18 protein-coding genes are annotated in these 20,875 nt (G+C 55.3%); 10 read left to right on the forward strand and 8 right to left on the reverse strand.

Translation table 11 applies throughout. The features are described 5' to 3' along the window. Position 1: 1 nt before the first annotated feature. From ACR0MJ_RS09110 to ACR0MJ_RS09140, 7 genes are all read right to left on the reverse strand, one after another. Positions 2 to 3,361 carry an adenylate/guanylate cyclase domain-containing protein gene (locus ACR0MJ_RS09110; protein ID WP_480760724.1) on the reverse strand — a complete coding sequence of 1,120 codons (3,360 nt, stop codon included), beginning with the start codon at positions 3,359 to 3,361 and terminating at the stop codon, positions 2 to 4. A 208-nt stretch (positions 3,362 to 3,569) separates the two neighbouring features. Continuing rightward, on the reverse strand, positions 3,570 to 3,938 hold the full coding sequence (locus ACR0MJ_RS09115) for an antibiotic biosynthesis monooxygenase (RefSeq protein ID WP_170407142.1): 369 nt from the start codon (positions 3,936 to 3,938) through the stop codon (positions 3,570 to 3,572). A gap of 331 nt (positions 3,939 to 4,269) precedes the next feature. Beyond that, positions 4,270 to 5,502 carry a Tm-1-like ATP-binding domain-containing protein gene (locus tag ACR0MJ_RS09120; RefSeq protein ID WP_170736131.1) on the reverse strand — a complete coding sequence of 411 codons (1,233 nt, stop codon included), beginning with the start codon at positions 5,500 to 5,502 and terminating at the stop codon, positions 4,270 to 4,272. Positions 5,503 to 5,575: 73 nt separating this feature from the next. Then, on the reverse strand, positions 5,576 to 7,060 hold the full coding sequence (locus ACR0MJ_RS09125) for an aldehyde dehydrogenase (protein WP_480760728.1): 1,485 nt from the start codon (positions 7,058 to 7,060) through the stop codon (positions 5,576 to 5,578). 5 nt (positions 7,061 to 7,065) lie between these two features. Further along, complete coding sequence (locus ACR0MJ_RS09130) at positions 7,066 to 8,598, reverse strand: tripartite tricarboxylate transporter permease (protein WP_480760730.1); 1,533 nt, start codon at positions 8,596 to 8,598, stop codon at positions 7,066 to 7,068. A 10-nt stretch (positions 8,599 to 8,608) separates the two neighbouring features. After that, complete coding sequence (locus ACR0MJ_RS09135) at positions 8,609 to 9,145, reverse strand: tripartite tricarboxylate transporter TctB family protein (RefSeq protein ID WP_170394014.1); 537 nt, start codon at positions 9,143 to 9,145, stop codon at positions 8,609 to 8,611. Between the two features lie 62 nt (positions 9,146 to 9,207). Beyond that, positions 9,208 to 10,137 (reverse strand): tripartite tricarboxylate transporter substrate binding protein, encoded by a 930-nt coding sequence (locus ACR0MJ_RS09140; protein WP_170394012.1) that lies wholly within the window; start codon positions 10,135 to 10,137, stop codon positions 9,208 to 9,210. Positions 10,138 to 10,246: 109 nt separating this feature from the next. Between ACR0MJ_RS09140 and ACR0MJ_RS09145 the strand changes: the two genes are divergently transcribed. Both ACR0MJ_RS09145 and ACR0MJ_RS09150 read left to right on the forward strand, forming a co-directional pair. Next, positions 10,247 to 11,026: an IclR family transcriptional regulator gene (locus ACR0MJ_RS09145; protein WP_170596484.1), complete on the forward strand. Its 780-nt coding sequence runs from the start codon at positions 10,247 to 10,249 to the stop codon at positions 11,024 to 11,026. Between the two features lie 31 nt (positions 11,027 to 11,057). After that, the gene (locus ACR0MJ_RS09150; protein WP_480760732.1) at positions 11,058 to 12,410 is read left to right on the forward strand and encodes an aminotransferase class III-fold pyridoxal phosphate-dependent enzyme; all 1,353 of its coding nucleotides are present in this window, start codon (positions 11,058 to 11,060) and stop codon (positions 12,408 to 12,410) included. A gap of 34 nt (positions 12,411 to 12,444) precedes the next feature. On the opposite strand, the gene hpaR is transcribed toward ACR0MJ_RS09150, so the two are convergent. Beyond that, complete coding sequence (hpaR, locus tag ACR0MJ_RS09155) at positions 12,445 to 12,885, reverse strand: homoprotocatechuate degradation operon regulator HpaR (RefSeq protein WP_170394006.1); 441 nt, start codon at positions 12,883 to 12,885, stop codon at positions 12,445 to 12,447. 105 nt (positions 12,886 to 12,990) lie between these two features. On the opposite strand from hpaR, the gene ACR0MJ_RS09160 reads away from it, so the two are divergent. The 8 genes from ACR0MJ_RS09160 (at position 12,991) to ACR0MJ_RS09195 (ending at position 20,366) form a co-directional block, all read left to right on the forward strand. Further along, the gene (locus tag ACR0MJ_RS09160; protein ID WP_170663430.1) at positions 12,991 to 13,374 is read left to right on the forward strand and encodes a 5-carboxymethyl-2-hydroxymuconate Delta-isomerase; all 384 of its coding nucleotides are present in this window, start codon (positions 12,991 to 12,993) and stop codon (positions 13,372 to 13,374) included. 2 nt (positions 13,375 to 13,376) lie between these two features. Beyond that, positions 13,377 to 14,888, forward strand: coding sequence for a 5-carboxymethyl-2-hydroxymuconate semialdehyde dehydrogenase (gene hpaE, locus ACR0MJ_RS09165; RefSeq protein WP_480760735.1), 1,512 nt, complete (start codon positions 13,377 to 13,379; stop codon positions 14,886 to 14,888). 51 nt (positions 14,889 to 14,939) lie between these two features. After that, positions 14,940 to 15,791: a 3,4-dihydroxyphenylacetate 2,3-dioxygenase gene (gene hpaD, locus ACR0MJ_RS09170; protein WP_480760737.1), complete on the forward strand. Its 852-nt coding sequence runs from the start codon at positions 14,940 to 14,942 to the stop codon at positions 15,789 to 15,791. Between the two features lie 12 nt (positions 15,792 to 15,803). After that, the gene (gene hpaD / locus ACR0MJ_RS09175; protein ID WP_170407161.1) at positions 15,804 to 16,787 is read left to right on the forward strand and encodes a 3,4-dihydroxyphenylacetate 2,3-dioxygenase; all 984 of its coding nucleotides are present in this window, start codon (positions 15,804 to 15,806) and stop codon (positions 16,785 to 16,787) included. 62 nt (positions 16,788 to 16,849) lie between these two features. Next, positions 16,850 to 17,704 carry a fumarylacetoacetate hydrolase family protein gene (locus tag ACR0MJ_RS09180; protein ID WP_480760739.1) on the forward strand — a complete coding sequence of 285 codons (855 nt, stop codon included), beginning with the start codon at positions 16,850 to 16,852 and terminating at the stop codon, positions 17,702 to 17,704. Then, positions 17,701 to 18,501, forward strand: a complete 801-nt coding sequence (gene hpaH / locus ACR0MJ_RS09185; RefSeq protein ID WP_480760741.1) for a 2-oxo-hept-4-ene-1,7-dioate hydratase — start codon at positions 17,701 to 17,703, stop codon at positions 18,499 to 18,501. The genes ACR0MJ_RS09180 and hpaH overlap by 4 nt, the downstream gene beginning before the upstream one ends. Positions 18,502 to 18,513: 12 nt before the next feature. Beyond that, positions 18,514 to 19,572: an aldolase/citrate lyase family protein gene (locus tag ACR0MJ_RS09190; protein WP_480760743.1), complete on the forward strand. Its 1,059-nt coding sequence runs from the start codon at positions 18,514 to 18,516 to the stop codon at positions 19,570 to 19,572. A gap of 245 nt (positions 19,573 to 19,817) precedes the next feature. Then, entirely contained in the window at positions 19,818 to 20,366 is a 549-nt protein-coding gene (locus ACR0MJ_RS09195; RefSeq protein ID WP_480760745.1) for an integrase arm-type DNA-binding domain-containing protein, read from the forward strand. Positions 20,367 to 20,875 lie beyond the last annotated feature (509 nt).

A 20,875-nucleotide genomic window follows, 5' to 3' on the forward strand; every position in this document is an offset into this window, starting at 1 on the left:
TTCAAATGTCCTGTGATGAGCTCTCCGTTTTTGCAGTTCCAAGTTTATTCAGAATAGCGCGTATCTCGGCCAAATCCGGACCATCGAACCCGGCGACTTCTTCAACCGCTTTTTTGATCCGGTTCAGGCAATCGGGGGTTGGATCAAGCTTTGCCAGCTCTTTGATCGTACGCAGCAGTGGACCAAAATGCCCGCGGTCCAGCGCCAAACTGACAGCCTGCTCGAAATGATCGATACACGCTTCTTCATGACCTTGGGCAAGCGACAGACGTCCTCTTAGCCGGGTCAAACCGACAATCCAGAATTGTTCCCCCCCACCCAACGTGATCTGCTCGGCTTCGTCCAAAAGCTCTTCTGCGAGTTCGAGATGTCCGTGCAGGATGGCCGCGTCTGCATAAAGATACAGAAAGAAACTCAACCCCAGCCGGCAGCCGGTATCCCGCCATTCCTGAAGACCAAGTTCGATTTCCTTCAGCGCGCCGTCGCCCAACTCGTTCCGGCGTGCCCATCCGTTCATGATCCGCGCCCATCCACGCCAGAACTGAAACGAGTACTCCTCTGAAAGCGCAATCAGATTGGCCGAGCTTTCCAGTACAAGGTCTTCATCACCGCGGAACTGCGAGATCCAACCCAGAAATGCATTTGCAAAGGATTGACTGAAGGGATGCGCTGTTTCTTCCGCGTGAAGCACGGCCTTTTCGATCGCTTCCAAAGCGCTTTTCGTGTCGCCTGACAACCAGCAAGACAGCGCACGATATCCCTGAAGCGCGACGGATAGATCAACGACGTCAAAATCCAGCCCCATGAACCGGTGCTCAAGCGACAGATTGACATCAATCCCTGCCTGCAAATGCGTTAGGGCGTCCTGCGGCTGGCCAAGATATGTCTGCAGCGAGCCAAGTGATCTCTCGGCGGATACAATGGCAAGAGGGCTTTTCAGATCCTGACAAAGCGACACCAGGCGATCCGCATTCTGTTTCGATACAGCATATTCGCCCCCCAGCATTGTCGATCGGAACTGGCCATAGACGACTTTGAACAACCGCTCTGTTTCGCCGTATTCACGACACAAGGTTTGTGCCCGGGCATATGCGGAAAGGACCGAATTGTGTGCGTATCCTCGTACAAACGCCAAAGGAACCGCGATGGTGATTTGCAGATCAATCTCGCGCCGGTCGCGGTCTTGCGACGCAGGCAGTTCCTGCAGACATTCCAGGGCGTGCTGCAGATGGGTGATGGCCTCAACATTTGCAGAATGATCCAATGCCTGGCGCGCGGCCCGCATAAGGTTGAGCTCGGCCGCCAAATAATCACCGGCCCGCCAATAGTGATGGCCCAGAATCTCTGGCTCGTGTTTAACAATTTCCTTGTAGTTCTCTTCAAGAACCGCCGCGATTTGACCGTGCCATCTGGACGCCGTCGAACGCAGCATGGATTGATACGCCGCATCCTGTACCAAGGCGTGACGGAACCGATATGTGTCTTCCACGCCTCTCAGCCCGGCGGGAACAATCAACTCTGTTTCAAGTAGCTGCTCCAGCGCTCTGGTGATTTCCTGGTCGCTCCATTTCAAAACGTGGCTAAGCAGGTTTCTTTCAAAGTTGCGCCCGATTGCAGCAGCGACCTGCACGATCTCGCGGCTGGCGGATAAACGGTCCAGCCGGGCCATCAAGGAATCCTGCAGAGACTCCGGAATTGCCATGGACAACTCGGCCTTACTTTGCCCCCGGCTTACCAGCAGACCGGATTCCATCGCCATTTTGGTCAGTTCTTCGACAAACAGCGGCACGCCATCGGTTCGGTCTGCCAACTGGCTCAGAACCTCATCCGAAGGGCGGATTCCCGAAATGCTTTCAACCAGTTTGAAGATATCGCGCCGGACCAGACGGTTCAGCTCCAAGGTGGTGACATGTGACTGGTTTCGCCAGGGTGACTGGAATTCACTGCGGGCGGTCATCAAGACCAGGCAGCGTCTACTTGATAGTTGTTCAACCCATCCGTCGACAAACTCAAGCGTGGAAGCATCGAACCAATGTACGTCGTCCAGCAACAACATCAGCGGTGAAGATTGTTCTAATCCTGCGCAAAGCCGCAGCAACGCTTCGATCAACGCACCCTTTTCCCGTTCAGGCGCCATTGGTTCAGCCGGGATTGAAGTGTCTTCCAGCGCCACTAGGCGCAGAATGGGCATAACACAGTCAGGATCATCGAGACCGAGTTCAGACAAAAACCCGATGATCTTAGCTCGGTTCTGTTCTGGAGTCTCATCAGGTGTCATTCCGGTCAACGCCGTAAGCGCGTTTTTTATCGGGTAAAATGCGCTGCTTTGATGAAGCGGTGAGCCGAACAGAATGAATTGCGACGCATCTTCTTCGGCCAGATCATCGCTCAACCCAAAGGCGATCTTAGACTTCCCGACACCCGCATCGCCGGTCAGCAACAGCACTTGCCCTTCACCTTCCAGCGCACCCTCCCACCGAGATCGGACCAAGGCGATTTCCGCGGTCCGACCGATGGTTGGTGTTTTATCGTGTGAAAAGTCTTTGCGCGCGGTTTCGAACCCCAAAACCTTCTGCCGGGCCTCAAACAGCTCTAGTGGAGCGCTAATCCCTGCCAATTGCGGCGCGCCCAAAGACACAAAGTCAAGCCGTTCACCAATCAGGCGTCGCGTCACCTCGGAGATCACGACTTGCCCGACCTCGGCAACGGACTGAATACGGGCCGCCACGTTTGGTGTGTCTCCGAACAGCCACATCTTTTCGTCCAATGACGAGCTGTTGGCGGTGCCAACAACAACGGGTCCAGTGTGCATTCCGATACGAACGTTGGTCGCAACCGGCTGGCTGGAAAATCCAACTTCAATACCCTCTGCCATCTGGGTAATTTCAAGCGCGCACAGCGCGGCCGAGTAGTGACTCGCCTCTTGCGCGACGGGGTAACCAAAGACAGCCACAACACCATCACCCGCATAGTTTGCGATCTCACCGCCGAATTTCGCAACCGTGCTACCGACCAGATCGCGATATTGGGTGATAAGCTCACGATAGTCTTCGGGATCAAATTTTTCGGACAACGCGGTAGAACCAACCAGATCGCAGAACATGACGGTCAGTTGCCGCCGTTCCGCAACATTTTCGGGTGCGGGCGTTAGTGGCGGTGAATTGTCTGGCTCTGAGTTTTTGACCGACGCTGATCCGACCAAAGACGCACCGCAGGCCGTGCAGAACTTTGCCTTTTGCAAAGCTGGGGCTCCGCACGCTGTACACGTAAGGGACAGGGCGTTTCCACAGCTTTGGCAATATTTCGATCCGGCAGGATTGGCCGAACCACAATTTGGGCAATTAACGTCAGGACTTACCAAAATGGTCGCCTTCGTAAGTTTAGATAGATCAGGTCAAAATTAGAAACGATAGAACGAAATCACGGCTTCTTATAACATAATATCAACAATGCGTCGCCCAACAATTCCTGATGGATGAACCAGGCTGCAACTTTACCCGGCGCAAAGCCCCGTGGATCAACAAAATTACAGGGTTTCCTTGGGGCGGCCGGGATCGCCCGACCTACCTTTAGCCGTTGCTCGACCCAGCTTCGGGGCGTACGAATCCCTGAATGCGATCAACGTTCATGACCTGAAAGAATGGGCTCTCGCTCCCTGGGGCCGAAAGAAAAAGGTGACCACTTTTTTTCAGGAACTTCGAAAAATCCGATCCTTTGCTCAGGTGTTTTTTGAATGCCTTTTCGTTTTTGTAGATTTCCACGAACACAATCTTATCGTCATCGCATGGCGGGACCGAGTCCGCGCCACCTGAGTGCACAAGGTAACCCCAGGTATCAGGTTCGTTTTTCTTGACGTCCCTAGCAAGCCGCCGGAGAGCAGCAATACCTTCGGACCGGGTTTCTGGGTTCAGATACCAAATCGCAATCGTGGTTAGCATTTCCTCGCTCCTTTCATGGGTTGGACCGATCGTCTAAATGCGCGTCCAACGGTTTGGTTGCCGCTCAATATTGGCAACGTCACCGGCGGAACGGGTCGCTAATCCTGGGCATTTGTCGAGTTCAATTCTTCACTTACTGCGCAGGTCTTTGGCCACCTTGAACCGGTGACACGGTTCCGCCGAAAAATAGTCTTCAACAAGTATCCAAGCGGTGATGGTTATGCATCCAGCTGCAAGTCGGCCGCACGTGGAAGAATGCGCCCGAACTCACCGCCACCGAGGCTGTGTTTGACCTGCGTGTATATCATAAAGACAGGCGTAAATCCCGAATTTATGTTGCGACCACGCCTTCTGCGACCCATTCGTCGAACTGGGCCAATACATGATCGCAAAACGCGGCATCGTTGATATGTGCGTCTATTTCGGTCATCGGAACGCGCCCGGGCATGACTTTACGGGCCTCATCCATCATCTCGGCCAGGGCTTCGGGATTATGCGCCTCTTCACCCTCCTTGTCCCAGGCTTCGACCCCGTGAACGGGCAGAAAAAAGTGAACCGGGCCAGTTGAGGCCTCCAATCGGTTGGTAAGCTCCCGCACCCAGGCACGGCGTTCATCGCCATTGAAGACCGAGCTTTTTATCAGGCGGTTGTGTTCATGAAATGGACGGTCGGCATACTGGTCAGGGATGTCCTGCCATCCGGCAAAATCCAAAAGATCCAACGCACCCGGTGCGACCAGTTGTGGCGTGCCGACACGCCCGGCATTTGTCACGCGATCCTCACCGCTGGAGACCACGGAACCCGCCATCAGGTTCCCGAATTCCTGCATGCAGAAGTCCATGACGCAGGCAAACGCCCCTTCTCCCGCCAGTTTTTCGAATGCCATGCCGCCCATTCCGGTGGAATGAAAAACGGCAACCTCGAACCCGCGCTCTTCCAGCGCTGGTTTGAGCGTTTTCATATAGCGCAGACACGAGGACCCAAGGCTGGTCATCCCGATCAGCGGTTTGCTGCGATCCGGTATTGTGGCAGCTTTTGTGGCACCAACAACAGCGCCGGCCGCTTGCGCAAGCGAAGATTGGCAGATCGAATTCATACCGTAGAGCCCCCCGGCCCACAGGATCATCTGAATGTCCGGAGCCAGTCGGTGCGGCGGGATCAGCGGAGAAAAACTGACGGTCGACACGATGTATTTAGGCACCCCCATGGGCAAGGCCTGTGCACAGTCCAGGGCCAGATCGGTGCCCATAGTGCCCCCGGTCGCCAGCATCCCGTCAAATCGCCCATCCGCATAGGCTTGGGTAACGGCCTTTGAGGCACCGTCTGACATCACGCGAAAGGCTTTGTTCTCGTCCCCTTGTGCGATGACATCTTCGATGGTCATTCCAACCGCTTGGGCGACGTCGTGCTTGGAGATGTCGGTTGGCTCCAAAGGGTCGCCCAATACCGAGACATCCATCGTCAACACATCCGCGCCCTGCGCCTTGATCGCCTGTTCGATGAACCGCATCTCGGGTTCTTTCGTGTCGTAGGTCCCAATCAGCAGGATTGTCTTTGTGGTCATTGGTTCCTCCTATTCATGCGACCTATGGGCCCCAGACAAAGCGGTGAAGACATGTCGTTCAGACGCCCCGCAGTCAGAGCTTTATCCAGGCGGTTTTCAATGCAAAGTACTTCTCAAGCGCGTGCAAAGATTTGTCATGCCCGTTCCCGGATTGACCCACGCCCCCAAGCGGAACGGTCAGGTCCGAGCCGCCATAGGTGTTCACATGCATGACCCCGGTCCGCACTTCGGCCACCATGCGATGCGCGCGACTGAGGTTTGAAGTCCAGACTGCGCCTGCGAGCCCATAGACTGTGGCATTGGCAAGCCGGATCGCCTCGGCTTCGTCATTGAACGGGGTCACGGCCAAGACTGGGCCGAAGACTTCGTTCTGAAACAGATGATCCGTTTCTTTGACACCTGCCATTACTGTAGGGGACATATAGTAGCCCCCGGTTTCGGGCAGAATGCGGTTTCCGCCCGTACGACGTTCGGCACCTTCAGCTTCGGCCTTGGTAACGAACTCCAAATTGGCCTCTAACTCGGGCAGGCTGTGCACGGCACCAATCTGGCTGTTCAGGTTCAACGGATCACCAACGCGAAAGGCTGCGGCGTAGCGCGTGATCTCGGCGACAAAATCCTCGTAGATGTCCTGCTGCACCAGCAGGCGCGAGCCCGCGATACAGACCTGTCCGGAGTTGCGGAAAATCCCGGCGGCCGAGACCTTTGCAGCTTCCGCCAAATCGGGCGCGTCAGCGAAAACAATATTCGGAGACTTGCCGCCCAATTCCAGATAGCAGCGTTTCAGATTGGACCGCGCCGAGTATTCCAGCAGTCGCCGACCTGTCGCGCCGGATCCCGTGAAGACCATGATGTCCACATCCATCGACAAGGCCAAAGCTTCGCCCGCGACCGAACCACGCCCGGTCACCACGTTGAAGACGCCATCCGGAACTCCGGCTTCGGCAGCCAGTTCAGCGATTTTCAACAGGCTGAGCGATGCGCTTTCTGCCGGTTTCAAGACGATGGAGTTGCCCGCTGCAAGGGCAGGGGCGATTTTCCAGCTGCCGATCATCAGCGGGAAGTTCCAGGGCACAATCGCCCCGACAACACCGACAGGCGCATTATGCACGAGGCCCAGAACGTCATGGCTGGTCGGGGCAACCTGACCGTAAACCTTGTCGATGGCTTCGGCATAATACCGGAAGGTGGCGGCAGCCGAGAGCGCTTCGGCCTTGTACGCCATGTTAATCTCTGTGCCATTGTCACGCACACCCAGTACCGCGATTTCAAGCGCACGGGATTCGATTAGATCCGCCAGTTTCAGCAGAACCTTCTTGCGCCCTGCTGGGGCCATGCGCGACCACCGACCATCCTCAAACGCGGTCCGCGCGGCGTGCACCGCTGCATTGACATCTGCCGGGCTACCCTCGGCGATTTGAGCGAGAGGCTGGCCGTCGATGGGCGACAGCACCTGATGCAGGGCACCGGTTTCTCCGGCACGGAAATCGCCATTGATAAAGTGTCCGCGTGGGGCAATCTCCTGCACGCGCAAGGCATCGATGGAAGACTGATCCATGAAAGCTATCCTTGTTGGTTCGGGTGGTCGGAATCCACGGCTGGGACATGGGGTTCGGGGCGCAGCTTGTTTTTGAACTCGTAGTACAGCGTGCGGAAATGCAGGATCAGGATCAGCACGATCAGGCAGAACAGGATGGCTGCGATGGGCCGGTCGATGAAGTCCAGTGGCGTCTTGACCCGTGCCATTGCGCTGCGAAGCTTGGTTTCCATGATTCCGCCCAAAACCATACCCAGGATGATTGGAACAATTGGCAGATCAAGCCGTTTGAGGATTAGGCCAAAGACACCAAACCCAGCAGCGATCGCGCAATCGGTGATCGAGTTGCGTAAACTATAAACCCCGACAAAGGCTAAGATCAGGATCATCACACCCAGGAAGCGTGTGGGGATTTGAATGATCTTTAACAACAGGTTTGTCGAAAACAGCAGAAAGACCAGAACGATCACATTCAGCAGGATCAGCGCCATATATAGGGCCATGACGAAATCCATCTGGTTCTCAAACAGTTGCGGGCCGGGGATCACGTTGTGAACATAGAAGACCGACAGCATCATCGCCGTAAGCGCTTCGCCGGGTATACCGAGGGCGAGTAGGGGGATCATCGCTGCCCCCGGCACGGCGTTGTTCGCGGCTTCGGATGCCACCAACCCTTCGGGCGAGCCATCGCCGAATTTGTCGGGATTTTTCGAGCTTTTCTGAGCATAGGTGTAAGACAGAAACTGCGAAGTGAACTCACCCGTTCCCGGCACCATGCCCATGAATACCCCGATGCTTGAAGAAACGGTAGCGATCCGTTTCAGGCCCAACAGTTCTTTCAAACCTGCAAAGATATTCCCGCTGACATGGGTGTCCTCTGGAGCGTGGTTCTTTTCCAACAGCAAAAGAAAAGCCTGGCTGAGCGCAAACAGGCCCAGCACAACCACGATCAGGTCAACGCCTGACGCCAGCCAACTTTGATCGAATGTATAGCGGCGCGTATATTTGACGGGCTCCAGTCCGACCGTGTTCAAAAAGCCGCCAAATGCAGCAAGCATACCTGCTGCAAAGATCTGTCCTCGATGGGCTAAAACGACCAGAACAATACCTAGCAACGCGGCCAAAAAAATCTCGCGGCTGCCAAAATGCGGGGCGATCATGGCCAACACGGGCGAGAGGACCATCAGGCAGATGATGGCAAAGACCCCCCCGAAGAATGAAGCTGAATAAGCCAGCGATAACGCCCTGTGGCCTTGGCCGCGCTTGGTCATTGGATAGCCATCATAGGTCGTCAGCGCATTGACCGCCGTGCCGGGCGTGTTGATCAGGATGGCCGGGATCGCGCCGCCATACATGGATGATCCGTAAATCCCCAACAACAAGGTCAGACCGACGATGGGCTCAAAGGCAAAGGTTGCGGGCAACAGGATGGCGATGGCAACGGCAGCGCCCACACCGGGCAGCGCGCCGATGATGACACCACCGATCGAGCCGATGAACAAGGCCACGATGACCTGCCATTGCAGCAGGATTGAAACACCGGACAGAAGGGTATCCATACGTGCCTCCCTACAAATATGTCAGCGCAAAGGCGCGGATCGAGTCGGGAAGGTATTCATAGACAGCCCCTGCTGGGATTTTGACTTGCAGAAACGCTCGGAACACGATGGTGACGACGAAGCCGAACAGGGCTGCGATGCCGATCGCGCCCGAGCCTCGAAACCCTGAGCGCAGCGTCAGAAACACCGCGAACAACATGGTGGACGGCAGATAGCCAAGCTGTGGCACCAGTAGGACATAAATCAGGAAATAAGCCACATATTCCAGAGACCGGACCCAAAACCCGACCTCGGCCCAACGACCATCGATCCGATCGGATAAGGCAGAGCTGAGCCAATGTAAAAAGCTGAACAAGACCATGCACCACACGGCAACGGTGGGCCACAGACCGGGTTGAGCAAACCATTTGGTCCGCTTGACGACCTGTGTCTGCTCCCCAAGCTGAGACAGCAGAAACACCGAGAAAGCCAGGAACAATACGGCAAAGACAATATCACCCGGACGGCGATACCGTTTGAACATGTCCTGAAGCGTTCTTGCGATCATTTCATCCTCCGAGCCCTATGAAGAAGGCGCGGAAATCACTGCCCGCGCCTCGATCCGGGGTGTTACTCGCCTAGAATCTCTTCTATTTTGGCGAATGACGCTTTATCTTGCTCGATCTGGGCATTCGAAGCATCGGGATCCTGCCAATAGATCAGCGCACCGGTTTCTTCGGCAAGCTTTTTAGCCTTGTCCGATTGCAGTGCTTTTTGGGCTGCGGCGGTGATTTTTTCGCGAGCCTCGGGCGGCGTGTCTTTGTGAACAAACAATCCGTTCCACAGCGCCAATGGCAGGTCTGGGTTAAGCTCAACCACTGTCGGCGTATCCGGTACCAGAGCGATCCGGTCGCCGCCGATGCTGGCCAGCACGTTCACTTCATCCAGACAGGGCAGAATAAGCTGGAGCGTGGTGTTGATGACATCAACGTCACCGGACGCCAAGGTGTTGCAGTCCAGCGCATCGAACGCGGCTTCGCTGGCAAAGTCGAAACCGCTGCTGACAGCGGCGGCAAAAGTAACCTGCGTGGGTGGCAGAACCGAGCCAAAGTGGCCGAGTGCCACGTCGTTTGACTTGCCGTGTTCCACCAACTCATCCCAGCTTTGGAACGGGGCGTCTTTGCTCGACGCGATTACGAACGGGTAGGTCAGGAAGATGCCGATCGGTTCAAACGGGTTCGGGTTCAATTCAGGAATACCAATCTCGGGCCCGATGACCGGAACACCAATCACAAACGACCCGATCGTATAGCCATCCGCCGGTGCTGTGGCGACTTCGACTGCGCCGGGGAAAGGACCACCACCGCCGCCGGGCTTGTTCACAACAGCTGCCGGTACCCCGTACATCGCCTGAAATTCATCTGCGATCATTCTGGTCAGGACATCTTCAAGATCACCCGGAGGCCAAGGAACCACAAAGGATACCGGCTTTTCGGGGTATTCTGCCAAAGCGGCCGTTGCAGAGGCGGCCATCACGGCTGCCGCAATAAACTTTTTCATTTACACCTCCCAGTGTGTGGTTCATTATATGAACCGTGTTAACAATAATAATCTTGCTTTGTTAAGTTCATTCTGTCAAGGATAACATCAACGGAAGGAGGCAAAACACATGGGTGCCGCACTTAATGCGCTAAAAATGCTGGACTTATTCTCAAACACGATGGCCGAAATCGGCCTGAGTCAGGCCGCGCGCCTGTCAGGGTTGAATAAGGCGACAGCCTTGCGTCACCTACGAGCGCTTGAAGAATTCGGGTTGATCGAACAAAACCCGCAGTCAAAGACCTATACCATCGGACCGGCTGCGCTGCGGCTTGCGGCACTGCGCGAGATTGCCAAACCCGGTCTTGAAGGCGCGCGCCAGAAAATGCACTTGGCCATGCAAGAGGTTGGCGAAAGCCTGCACCTAACGCTGCTGGAACAGGGTAGCCTGCAAACCGCAATCGTGGTTGAGACGACCAAGCACAGCGTTCGCGTCAGCCTTGATCCAAGCGAGATCATCCCGGTCAACGCGACTGCGGCGGGTCTATGTATGCTCAGCTTTGGCCCACCTTTCCTGCTGGATCGTCTGGATCAGGAAGCGCAGGTACGTTTCACCGAATCCACCCTGACAGACCCGGATCTGATCAAGGAAAAAGTTGCTCTGATCCAGCGGGCTGGCTGGGCTAACAGCAACGGCAGCTACGAAGAAGGTGTTTTTGGTTTTGCAACGCCAATCTTTGGCATCGATCAAATCGCCCTTGGAACCATTTCGATCGCCGTGCCCGAGATTAGAGCCACTTATGAGCGCCTGCCCTTGATCCTGAAATCCCTTCAATCCCTCTCGCGCGATCTGACCGCAAATTTCGGCGGCCAAATGCCCGAGGCCTTTCCAACCGAGTTCCACCCATGAGCGAAAGTGGACAACCCCGGAGAACCGCAACATGAAAGACTCCAACTTTCTTAAGGAGAACAACGCCCGCCATTTCTGGCATCCGATGGCGCACCCGGCTGACAGCCGGAACAACCCTCCGACCATTCTGACCGGCGGGGAAGGAGTTAGCATCATCGATGTGGACGGGCACAAGGCCATCGACGCCGTGGGTGGCCTTTGGAACGTCAATCTGGGCTATTCCTGCGATCCGGTGAAACAGGCGATCACTGATCAACTAAATGCGCTGCCGTATTATTCGACCTTCCGGGGTACGAGCAACGACAAGGCGATCGAGCTGTCTTACGAACTGGCGCAGTTCTTTGCCCCTGACGGGCTGACACGCGCCTTTTTCACCTCGGGCGGATCGGATTCTGTGGAAATCGCACTAAAGCTTGCGCGTCAGTTCCACAAAGTTCGGGGTGAGCCTGGTCGCACCAAGTTCATCAGCCTTAAGCAAGGATACCACGGCACCCATTTCGCTGCCGCTTCGGTTAACGGCAATCAGAAGTTCCGCGCCGTGTATGAACCCATGATGCCAGGCTGTTTTCATGTGCCTGCGCCTTGGACCTATCGCAACCCGTTTGACGAAACCGACCCTGAACGCCTGGCTCAGCTTTGCGTCAAAGCGCTTGAAGCCGAGATTGCGTTCCAAGGGGCCAACACGGTTGCCGCCTTCATCATGGAGCCGATTTTGGGCGCTGGCGGTGTAATTCCGCCGCACAAAAGCTTTATGCCCATGGTGCGTGAGGTTTGTTCGAAGAACGGTATTCTGCTGATCTCAGACGAAATCATCACGGCGTTTGGTCGAACCGGTAGTGAAAGCGGAGCGAGACATTGGGGCGTCCAGCCTGACATCATGACGACAGCCAAGGCGATCACCAATGGTTATTTCCCGTTTGGCGCCGCTATGATCTCGGGGGCAGTTGCCGAGGTATTTGAAAATGACACAACCGGGTTGGCATCCGTTGATCAGGGATACACCTATTCCGGTCACCCCGTCGGCGCGGCGGCGGCACTGGCGGCTCTTTCAGAAATCAATCGTCTGCGGATTTGGGAAAACGCTGCAGCACGCGGGGATGAGCTGTTCGAGGGCTTGAAGAAACTGGCTGAAAAGCACGAGGTGATCGGTGACGTCCGAGGGGGCGAGGGCCTTATGTGCGCGCTGGAGCTGGTCTCGGACCGCGCAACCAAAGCGCCGATTGCCAAACAACTGCCAATACAGGTGCAAAAGGCAGCTTATGAGGATGGTGTGATGGTGCGCGTATCTGGCAACAACATCATCATTTCGCCACCTCTGATTGTCACATCCGACGATGTTGCGAAGATCCTGTCAGCGCTGGATGCAGGATTGTCGAGTTTGTAGTCGTCGCGCAGACCCCGCTTGCCAACTGGCGGGGTCAAACCTTAACAGCTTGCAGCTCTTCAAGCAGGTCCAGTAGCTCATCAAGCTTCTCTCGCCCCATCTGCGCCTCAATACTATTTGAAATGGCCAATGACGCTTGCAGGTTGTCTTTCAAAATCTGCCGACCCGCATCTGTAATCATCACCATCGTCCGCCTTTTATCCTGGCTGTCCTGACGACGTGTGACCTGCCCATCGGCTTCCATACTGCGCAATATTCGCGTCAGGCTGGGCAGCAACAGACAAGCTTCTTTGGCGATAGCGCTTTGCTCGACCTCGCCAAGCTCATCCAGTACGCGCAGGACGCGCCATTTTTGCTCGGATATCTGGATGTCCTGCAGCATGTCCCTGATGGGGGCCATGATCGTTTCGCGGGCGCGCAATAATGCAATGGGAAGCGACCTTGAGGTGCTCTTGGTATGGCTTTGAGTGTTCATGCCGCCTTCTAGTGTGCTGCCCTAGGAAATGCAAAGATTAACAACGCAACTTCTTGACGACATAAACTCATAATGCTAAACATGTTAATTAATAACGGAGGAATCATGCCGCATTTTCACGTCGAATATTCCGGGAATCTGGAAGACAGGATCGACATGGGCGGTCTGTGCGATTGCATCCGTGCAACGGCCGCTGAGATTGACACCTTTCCGCTAGCAGGCATTCGCGTCCGAGCGATCCGTGTTGATCACTATGCCATCGCAGACGGAAATCCAAAGCATGGGTTCATCGATATCTCGATCCGGCTGCGGGCCGGTCGTTCGCAGGCCGTCAAGAAGGACGCAACGCAGCGCATCTTCGAGGCGGCCCGAACCTATCTGGAGCCCGCCATGAGCCAGCATTCCATCGCGCTGTCGCTTGAGATGCGCGACATCGATCCCGACCTCTCCCCCAAAACCGGCACGATCCGCGACCATCTGGAGGCCTGACCATGAGTGACCTACACAAGAATATTGAACGGCTTGATGGTTTCCTTGCTCGTTTCAAGAGGACTGGGATAAAGAACCGGATCGCAGGAGGAGATCAAGATGGGTCAGCAGGGGTGTTTCAGTCGATCTCTCCGGTGGATAAATCGGTGATCTGCGACGTTGCCCATGGCACGGCGGAAGATATCGATACGGCGGCACAGGCCGCGCATAATGCCTTTGCAGACTGGCGCGACATGCCCGCTACGGAGCGCCGCCGGATATTGCTTAAAGTTGCAGATGGCATTGAGGCAAGAGCCGAAGAGATCGCGCTGTGCGAATGCTGGGATACCGGCCAGACCCTGCGCTTTATGTCCAAAGCCGCCCTGCGAGGGGCTGAGAATTTTCGCTATTTTGCCGATCAGGTGGTTCAGGCGCGGGATGGTCAACACCTGAAATCACCGACACTGATGAACATAACCACCCGCGTCCCAATCGGGCCCGTTGGTGTCATCACGCCGTGGAACACCCCGTTCATGCTTTCGACATGGAAGATCGCTCCGGCACTGGCCGCTGGCTGTACGGTCGTCCACAAACCGGCTGAAGATTCACCGCTGTCTGCGCGGCTATTGGTCGAAATCGCGGAAGAGGCCGGTCTGCCCAAGGGTGTGCTGAACACTGTCAACGGTTTTGGTCCAGACGCAGGTAAGCGGCTGACCGAACATCCATTGATCAAAGCCATTGCCTTTGTCGGTGAAAGCCGTACGGGCAGCATCATTACCAAGCAAGGCGCAGATACGCTTAAACGGATGCATCTGGAGTTGGGCGGTAAGAACCCGGTCATCGTCTTTGACGACGCCGACATGGATCGCGCGCTGGATGCGGTGATCTTCATGATCTATTCGATCAACGGCGAACGCTGCACGTCTTCTTCGCGGTTGCTGGTACATGATACAATCAAGGAAGAGTTCGAAGCCAAGCTGATCGAGCGCGTGAACAATATCAAAGTCGGCCACCCGTTGGACCCTGCAACCGAGATTGGTCCTCTTGTAACGGAAGAGCATTACAACAAGGTCACTTCATACTTCGACATCGCCAAGGAAGACGGCGCGACCGTCGCGGCCGGTGGCGTCAAGGTGGGCGAAGAGGGGTACTTCGTACGGCCCACCCTGTTTACTAACGCTAACAATCAAATGCGCATCGCACGCGAGGAAATCTTTGGCCCTGTCCTGACCGTGATCCCGTTCTCGACTGAGGACGAGGCGCTGCAGATCGCAAATGACACGCAATATGGTCTGACCGGCTATGTCTGGACCAACGATCTGACCCGCGCGTTACGTTTCACGGACAAGCTTGAGGCCGGAATGATCTGGGTGAACTCGGAAAACGTGCGCCATCTGCCCACACCGTTTGGCGGGGTCAAAGCATCCGGCATCGGGCGCGACGGCGGCGACTGGAGCTTTGAGTTCTACATGGAACAAAAGCATGTCGGCTTTGCCACAGGCCAGCACAAGATCATGCAATTGGGTAAGCTATAGCGGCCCCTCAGACGACAATCGCGCGAAAAACCTTAACTCCAGGAGCAGACCATGGGAGAAATCGTTCTTGCCGCCAAAATGACCCATGTGCCGACTCTGCTCATGTCTGAGCAGGAAGGCCCGGTTAAAGGCAAACGCCAGCCTGCCATTGATGGTCACCGCAAAATCGCGCGCCGTGCAAAAGCGCTGGGGGCGACCACGGTGATCATCTGCGACACGCATTGGGTGATCAATGCCGGGTTCCACATCAACGCCAATGAAAAATTCGAAGGTCTGTTCACGTCGAACGAGTTCCCGCAGTTCATCCAGGACCTGCCCTATTCCTATGAGGGCAATCCTGAAATGGGTGATGCCATCGCAAAGATCGCGTCGGACAAAGGCGTCTACACTTTAGCGCATCACTTGGACAGTCTCGCACTGGAATACGGTACGCTGGTCCCGATGCGCTTCATGAGCCGCGAGCATGATATGAAAGTCGTCTCAGTCGCGGCCTGGGCCACGGTGCATAGCCATGACGAAAGCCGGGTCATTGGTGAGGCCATCCGTGAAGCGGTTGAGGCCAGCAATGAAAAGGTGCTGTTGGTCGCGTCAGGCTCGTTGTCGCACAAGATCTGGGCGAACAAGGATTATGCCGCCAATAACGGCACTTTCACCATCAGCTCGGAATTCAACCGGCAGATGGACTTGCATGTGCTCGAGATGTGGAAGAACGGCGACCACGCCACGTTCCTGAAAATGCTGGGCGACTATGCCAATTTCTGCTGCGGCGAAGGCTCGATGCATGACACGTCGATGCTCTACGGAGCGTTGGGTTGGGACGCCTATGACAAAAAATGCGAGGTTGTGACCGAGTATTTCCCAAGTTCCGGCACTGGTCAGACCAACGTCATCTTCCCCGTTTAACAGGAGGTTTCAATGCCCGTTCCAGCCCCCAACCTGTACCCCGACTTCAACACGATCCGGCTAAGCCATGTTTGCCTGAACGTCAGCGATCTTGTTGCTTCGCGCAAATTCTACTCGGAGATTCTGGGTTTGCAGGTCTCTGACGAAAGCGACACACATGTCTACCTGCGCGCTATGGAGGAACGTGGACATCACTGTGTGATCCTGCAGAAATCCGATCAGCCGGGCACCGTTGAAGTCATGGGTTTCAAAACCTTCGACGAAGAGGATCTGGATCGGGCCGAGGCGTATTTTCAATCCAAAGGCCGACCGACCTCATGGGTTGATCGCCCCTATCAGGGCCGGACTCTGCTAACCTCGGACAATATGGGCATACCGCTAGAGTTCTATCACAAGATGGGTCGCCTGGAGCCGATCCATCAGAAATACGCGCTCTATCGTGGTGTGAAACCGCTACGGATCGATCACTTCAACTGCTTCTCGACCAATGTCGATGACAGTGTCGCATTCTACAGTGATTTCGGGTTCCGCGTGACCGAGTATACGGAAGACGAAGACAGCAAGAAACTGTGGGCCGCGTGGATGCACCGCAAGGGTGGGGTGCATGATATGGCCTTCACCAATGGCAAAGGCCCACGGATGCACCACGTGGCCTTCTGGGTGCCAACACCGCTGAACATCATCGATCTGCTCGATCTAATGGCCACCACCGGCTATGTGGACAACATCGAACGCGGCCCGGGGCGACATGGTATTTCGAATGCTTTCTTCCTGTATATACTCGATCCCGACGGACACCGGATTGAGATTTATTGCTCGGATTATCAGACCGTTGACCCCGATCTGGAGCCGATCAAATGGGACCTGAAGGACCCGCAGCGTCAGACGCTCTGGGGCGCTCCGGCGCCGCGCAGTTGGTTTGAACACGGCACATCCTTTGTCGGTGTGGATGTAAACGAGCCAGACCTGTCTGCGTCTCCCATCATCGCACCGTAAGCAAAGTATGCTTGATCTAAAACTCTCAGTATGGGCGGGTTCCATAACGCCTAGGAGGCCTGATGCGCATTGCAACCTACACTGCCAACGGTGAAACATTTTTTGGTGCGATCACAGATGAAGGCGCGGTCGCACTAAACAGCGAATTTGCCGAGTTCAAAAGCCTCTACGAGGTTGTCGCCGCCGGGGCGTTTGGCCAATTGACCAAGGCTGCCGAAGGAAAGCCCGTAACCCACACGGATTTCACCTTTGAGATGGTGATGCCGGATGTCCGCCGTATTCTGTGCGTTGGCGTGAACTTTCCAGATCGCAACGCGGAATACAAAGATGGCAGTGCCCAGCCGAAATACATGTCGCTGTTTCCGCGCTTCGCCAGCGGATTTACCGGCCATAATCGCCCTCTGATCCGCCCGCCCGAAAATCACACGCTGGATTACGAGGGCGAAGTGGCCATCGTGATCGGCAAAGCAGGCCGCCGGATTTCGCAGGACGATGCCTATGACCATATCGCTGCCCTGACCCTGTGCAACGAAGGGACAATCCGCGATTGGGTTCGCCACGCCAAGTTCAACGTCACGCAAGGCAAGAACTGGGACAAATCGGGCGCCATCGGCCCTTGGCTGGTCCCTTTCAATGACGCTGCCCAGTTGGATGACGCCCGCATTCAGACTCATGTGAATGGTGAATTGCGTCAGGACGATACGTTGAACCGAATGATGTTCCCGATCCGGCGCGAGATTGAATACATCTCGACCTTTATGACGCTTCAACCGGGCGATATCATCGTTACCGGCACCCCAACCGGCGCAGGTGCACGATTTGATCCGCCAAAATACCTGGCTCCCGGCGATGTGGTTGAGGTATCCGTCGATGGGATAGGCACCCTGCGCAACACCATCGAGGATGAGCAGATATGACCCCCGAAGACCATGCGCGCGCTGCCGCCGATCTGCTGAACGCGGAAAGGACGCGACAGCAGATCGGTCTACTGACATTGCGGTATCCCGAAATGGCGATGGATGACGCTTATGAAGTGCAGAATGCCATCTATCGGGCCAAGCTGGCGGAAGGGCGCAAGGTCATCGGCTGGAAGATCGGGCTGACCTCGAAAGCGATGCAATATGCTTTGAATATCGACATTCCTGATAGTGGTATCCTGTTTGACAACATGGCCTTTGAAAATGGCGGGACCGTTCCCGCAGGTCGTTTCATCCAACCACGTATCGAAGCCGAGATCGCCTTTGTCATGAAGGAGGCCATTGGTGGCGCCGATGTGAGCCGCGATCAGGTTTTGCGGGCGACCGACTATGTTACTCCGTCCATCGAAATCCTCGACACTCGTATTAAGCGGGCAGACCCTGGGACTGGAAAGTCCCGCACTGTATTCGACACAATCAGCGACAACGCCGCAAATGCCGGCATTGTACTAGGGGCGGAACGCCACCCAGCGGATGCATTTGACCTGCGATGGGTAGGGGCCCTAACCTTCCGCAACGGCGAAATCGAGGAAACCGGCCTGGGTGCAGGCGTATTGAATGATCCGGTCGAAAGTGTGGTCTGGCTTGCCCGTCGCATGGCGCAATACGGCCAGAGCATTGAACCCGGCCACGTAATCCTGTCCGGCAGCTTCATTCGCCCGATCGAATGCCCATCGGGTGCGGAAATCCACGCTGATTTCGGATCGTTCGGATTCGTCGACATCAATTTTGCCTAAAGGAGCAGCGACATGCCCGCACCAAAGAACACCTTCAAGGCCGCATTAAAGGCTGGAAAGTCTCAGGTCGGGTGCTGGATCGGAATGGCCGACGCATATGCAGCAGAAATTTCCGCGACCGCAGGGTTCGATTGGTTGTTGGTCGATGGCGAACACGCACCAAACGATCTGCGCTCGACCCTTGAACAGGTGCGAGTGATCGAAAGTTCGGGCAGCGCGCCAGTCGCACGTCTACCGATTGGCGAGACATGGATGATAAAGCAATATCTCGATGCGGGTGTTCAGAGTATTCTGGTGCCGATGGTCGAAAGCGCTGATCAGGCGCGCGAACTGGTGCGAGCGGTGCAATACCCCCCACGCGGCGTCCGAGGTGTGGGATCATCCCTTGCGCGGGCTTCGCAATTTGCCGAAATCCCGGACTACCTCGATACGGCGGATGAGCAGATTTGTCTGCTGCTACAGGTTGAGAACAACGCGGGCATGGCCGCTCTGGACGACATTCTGACGATTGATGGAGTAGACGGAGTTTTTGTCGGACCTGCAGATCTGGCCGCCGACATGGGTCATATCGGCAACACCGGGCATCCAGATGTTGTGGAGGCGATTGAAGACGCGCTGACCCGCATCGTCGCGGCAGGTAAAGCCGCGGGTATCCTAACACTGGACCCTGCAATGCAGCGTAGGTGTCTTGAGATCGGCGTGACCTTTCTGGCCACTGAAATTGACGTCACCCTTTTCGCAAAAAGCATGCGCGCCAAAGCGCAAAACGGCCTCGCGCTTTTGCCGCGACAAAACGCTATCGGATCGGCGACAACAGAAAATGCCAGCAAGTACTTACAGCAATTGTGCAAACATTGGTCACATAAGGGACAGGTCGAGTTCGATGCAGATACTGGAACCGTTTCTTTTGGCAGTGGCAATGTCGTCGAACTAAAGGCGACGCCAGTAGCGCTGGAAGTTTGCGCCTCGGCGCATCAACGCGGTGACCTAGACAGTTGGAAGACGGTGATTTCCGATCACCTAAAACGGTTTGCCTTTCGCGAAGAGCTTGAACTGAACTGGGATGACTAGCGACTTTTGCTAAGCTGGATATCGCAGAAAAACAAAGAGGCCCATCAGGAACTTTGTTTTTGGTCGGAGTGAGAGGATTCGAACCTCCGACCCCTGCCTCCCGAAGGCAGTACTCTTGCGTATCGGCAGGGCTCGCCCAGTATAAATCGGTATTCTAACTTTATGTTTTACAAAATAAATTACCGGCTACTGAGTCTCAAGAGGTTCTGAGGGGTATTTCAGTCGGGGCTGCCCGAGGGGACACATTGGCAACTGAAAAACGAAAGCTTACTGATGCTTTTCTACGCTCGATCGAGCCTGAAAAAGCGCGGTTCGAGATCGTCATTTTGGACATTGAAGTAACGGGGCTTGGACTCCGCGTCAGAAGTCAAAGCATGTCTTACATAGTGCTATATTGCCCGGTAAGGCAGAGACGCGCGGCCAATGCGAAGCGGTTCAAGATCGCCTCTCCTAATTCGATTGCAAATGTCAAAGGGGCACGAGGGATGGCACTCGCAGTTTTGGGCAAGTTTGCATCAGGGGAAGATCCAAACGCAAAGCGCGCAGAAGAGAAGCGACGGACTCTCTCAACTGTCAAAGAAATGTTGGACCGATATGACCAGCTTCTAGAGCGCTGCAAATATGTGACCCATATCGACGTACTAAGTCTGCTTCGAAGTCGTCTCCGCCCTTTGCTCGGTCGCGCGATTTCAGAGGTCAAAACATGGGAATATGCTGAAATCATCGAACGTCTGGATAAGAGAAGTGGTGGAACAGCTGGTGGCACTTTTTGCACGCACTGCTCCATTTTTTGAACTGGCGCACATTCGATGCCCGTGTTCTGGAGGTCAATCCGCTGGCTGGATATCAGAGCCGTCTGAACACTCGATCAGAGCGCGTCGAGAAATCTGAGATGGGTCGAGCCTAAACTGACGAAGAGCTTCGTACCATCTGGATAACAGCTGATCCGGAATCCTCATTCGGACGACTCGTGCGCTACCTGCTTCTAACAGGGTGTCGGCGCGATATCCACGCCTCTTGAACGAACGTATCGTCAACGAGGGCTTCAATGCACTGGAAGAACTTATTGAATTCGCTGCAATTGTGGAGACCCAACCAAAGAGTGGGGCTAAGATAAAGGTGCTGGCAATCTCTCGCTTCTTTCAAAACACCGTGCACAATATCTTCGTAGGTTCGCTGTACGGCCTCCTAGACTTCGATCGAGCTCTGGGAACAACTCCTAAAGTACGAGTTTTTCCGACGCACGATCCTGGTTAGTGATTGCTAATTTGAGGCCAACGATGCCTAAAACCAACATACCAAT

This window comes from Ruegeria sp. C6 (assembly GCF_056537625.1).

Bases quoted from the DNA above. Each gene is read 5' to 3' on its own strand.
- ACR0MJ_RS09115 (WP_170407142.1), bottom strand. From the start codon at position 3,938: ATGCTAACCACGATTGCGATTTGGTATCTGAACCCAGAAACCCGGTCC.
- ACR0MJ_RS09120 (WP_170736131.1), bottom strand. From the start codon at position 5,502: ATGACCACAAAGACAATCCTGCTGATTGGGACCTACGACACGAAAGAA.
- ACR0MJ_RS09125 (WP_480760728.1), bottom strand. From the start codon at position 7,060: ATGGATCAGTCTTCCATCGATGCCTTGCGCGTGCAGGAGATTGCCCCA.
- ACR0MJ_RS09130 (WP_480760730.1), bottom strand. From the start codon at position 8,598: ATGGATACCCTTCTGTCCGGTGTTTCAATCCTGCTGCAATGGCAGGTC.
- ACR0MJ_RS09135 (WP_170394014.1), bottom strand. From the start codon at position 9,145: ATGATCGCAAGAACGCTTCAGGACATGTTCAAACGGTATCGCCGTCCG.
- ACR0MJ_RS09140 (WP_170394012.1), bottom strand. From the start codon at position 10,137: ATGAAAAAGTTTATTGCGGCAGCCGTGATGGCCGCCTCTGCAACGGCC.
- ACR0MJ_RS09145 (WP_170596484.1), top strand. From the start codon at position 10,247: ATGGGTGCCGCACTTAATGCGCTAAAAATGCTGGACTTATTCTCAAAC.
- ACR0MJ_RS09150 (WP_480760732.1), top strand. From the start codon at position 11,058: ATGAAAGACTCCAACTTTCTTAAGGAGAACAACGCCCGCCATTTCTGG.
- hpaR (WP_170394006.1), bottom strand. From the start codon at position 12,885: ATGAACACTCAAAGCCATACCAAGAGCACCTCAAGGTCGCTTCCCATT.
- ACR0MJ_RS09160 (WP_170663430.1), top strand. From the start codon at position 12,991: ATGCCGCATTTTCACGTCGAATATTCCGGGAATCTGGAAGACAGGATC.
- hpaE (WP_480760735.1), top strand. From the start codon at position 13,377: ATGAGTGACCTACACAAGAATATTGAACGGCTTGATGGTTTCCTTGCT.
- hpaD (WP_480760737.1), top strand. From the start codon at position 14,940: ATGGGAGAAATCGTTCTTGCCGCCAAAATGACCCATGTGCCGACTCTG.
- hpaD (WP_170407161.1), top strand. From the start codon at position 15,804: ATGCCCGTTCCAGCCCCCAACCTGTACCCCGACTTCAACACGATCCGG.
- ACR0MJ_RS09180 (WP_480760739.1), top strand. From the start codon at position 16,850: ATGCGCATTGCAACCTACACTGCCAACGGTGAAACATTTTTTGGTGCG.
- hpaH (WP_480760741.1), top strand. From the start codon at position 17,701: ATGACCCCCGAAGACCATGCGCGCGCTGCCGCCGATCTGCTGAACGCG.
- ACR0MJ_RS09190 (WP_480760743.1), top strand. From the start codon at position 18,514: ATGCCCGCACCAAAGAACACCTTCAAGGCCGCATTAAAGGCTGGAAAG.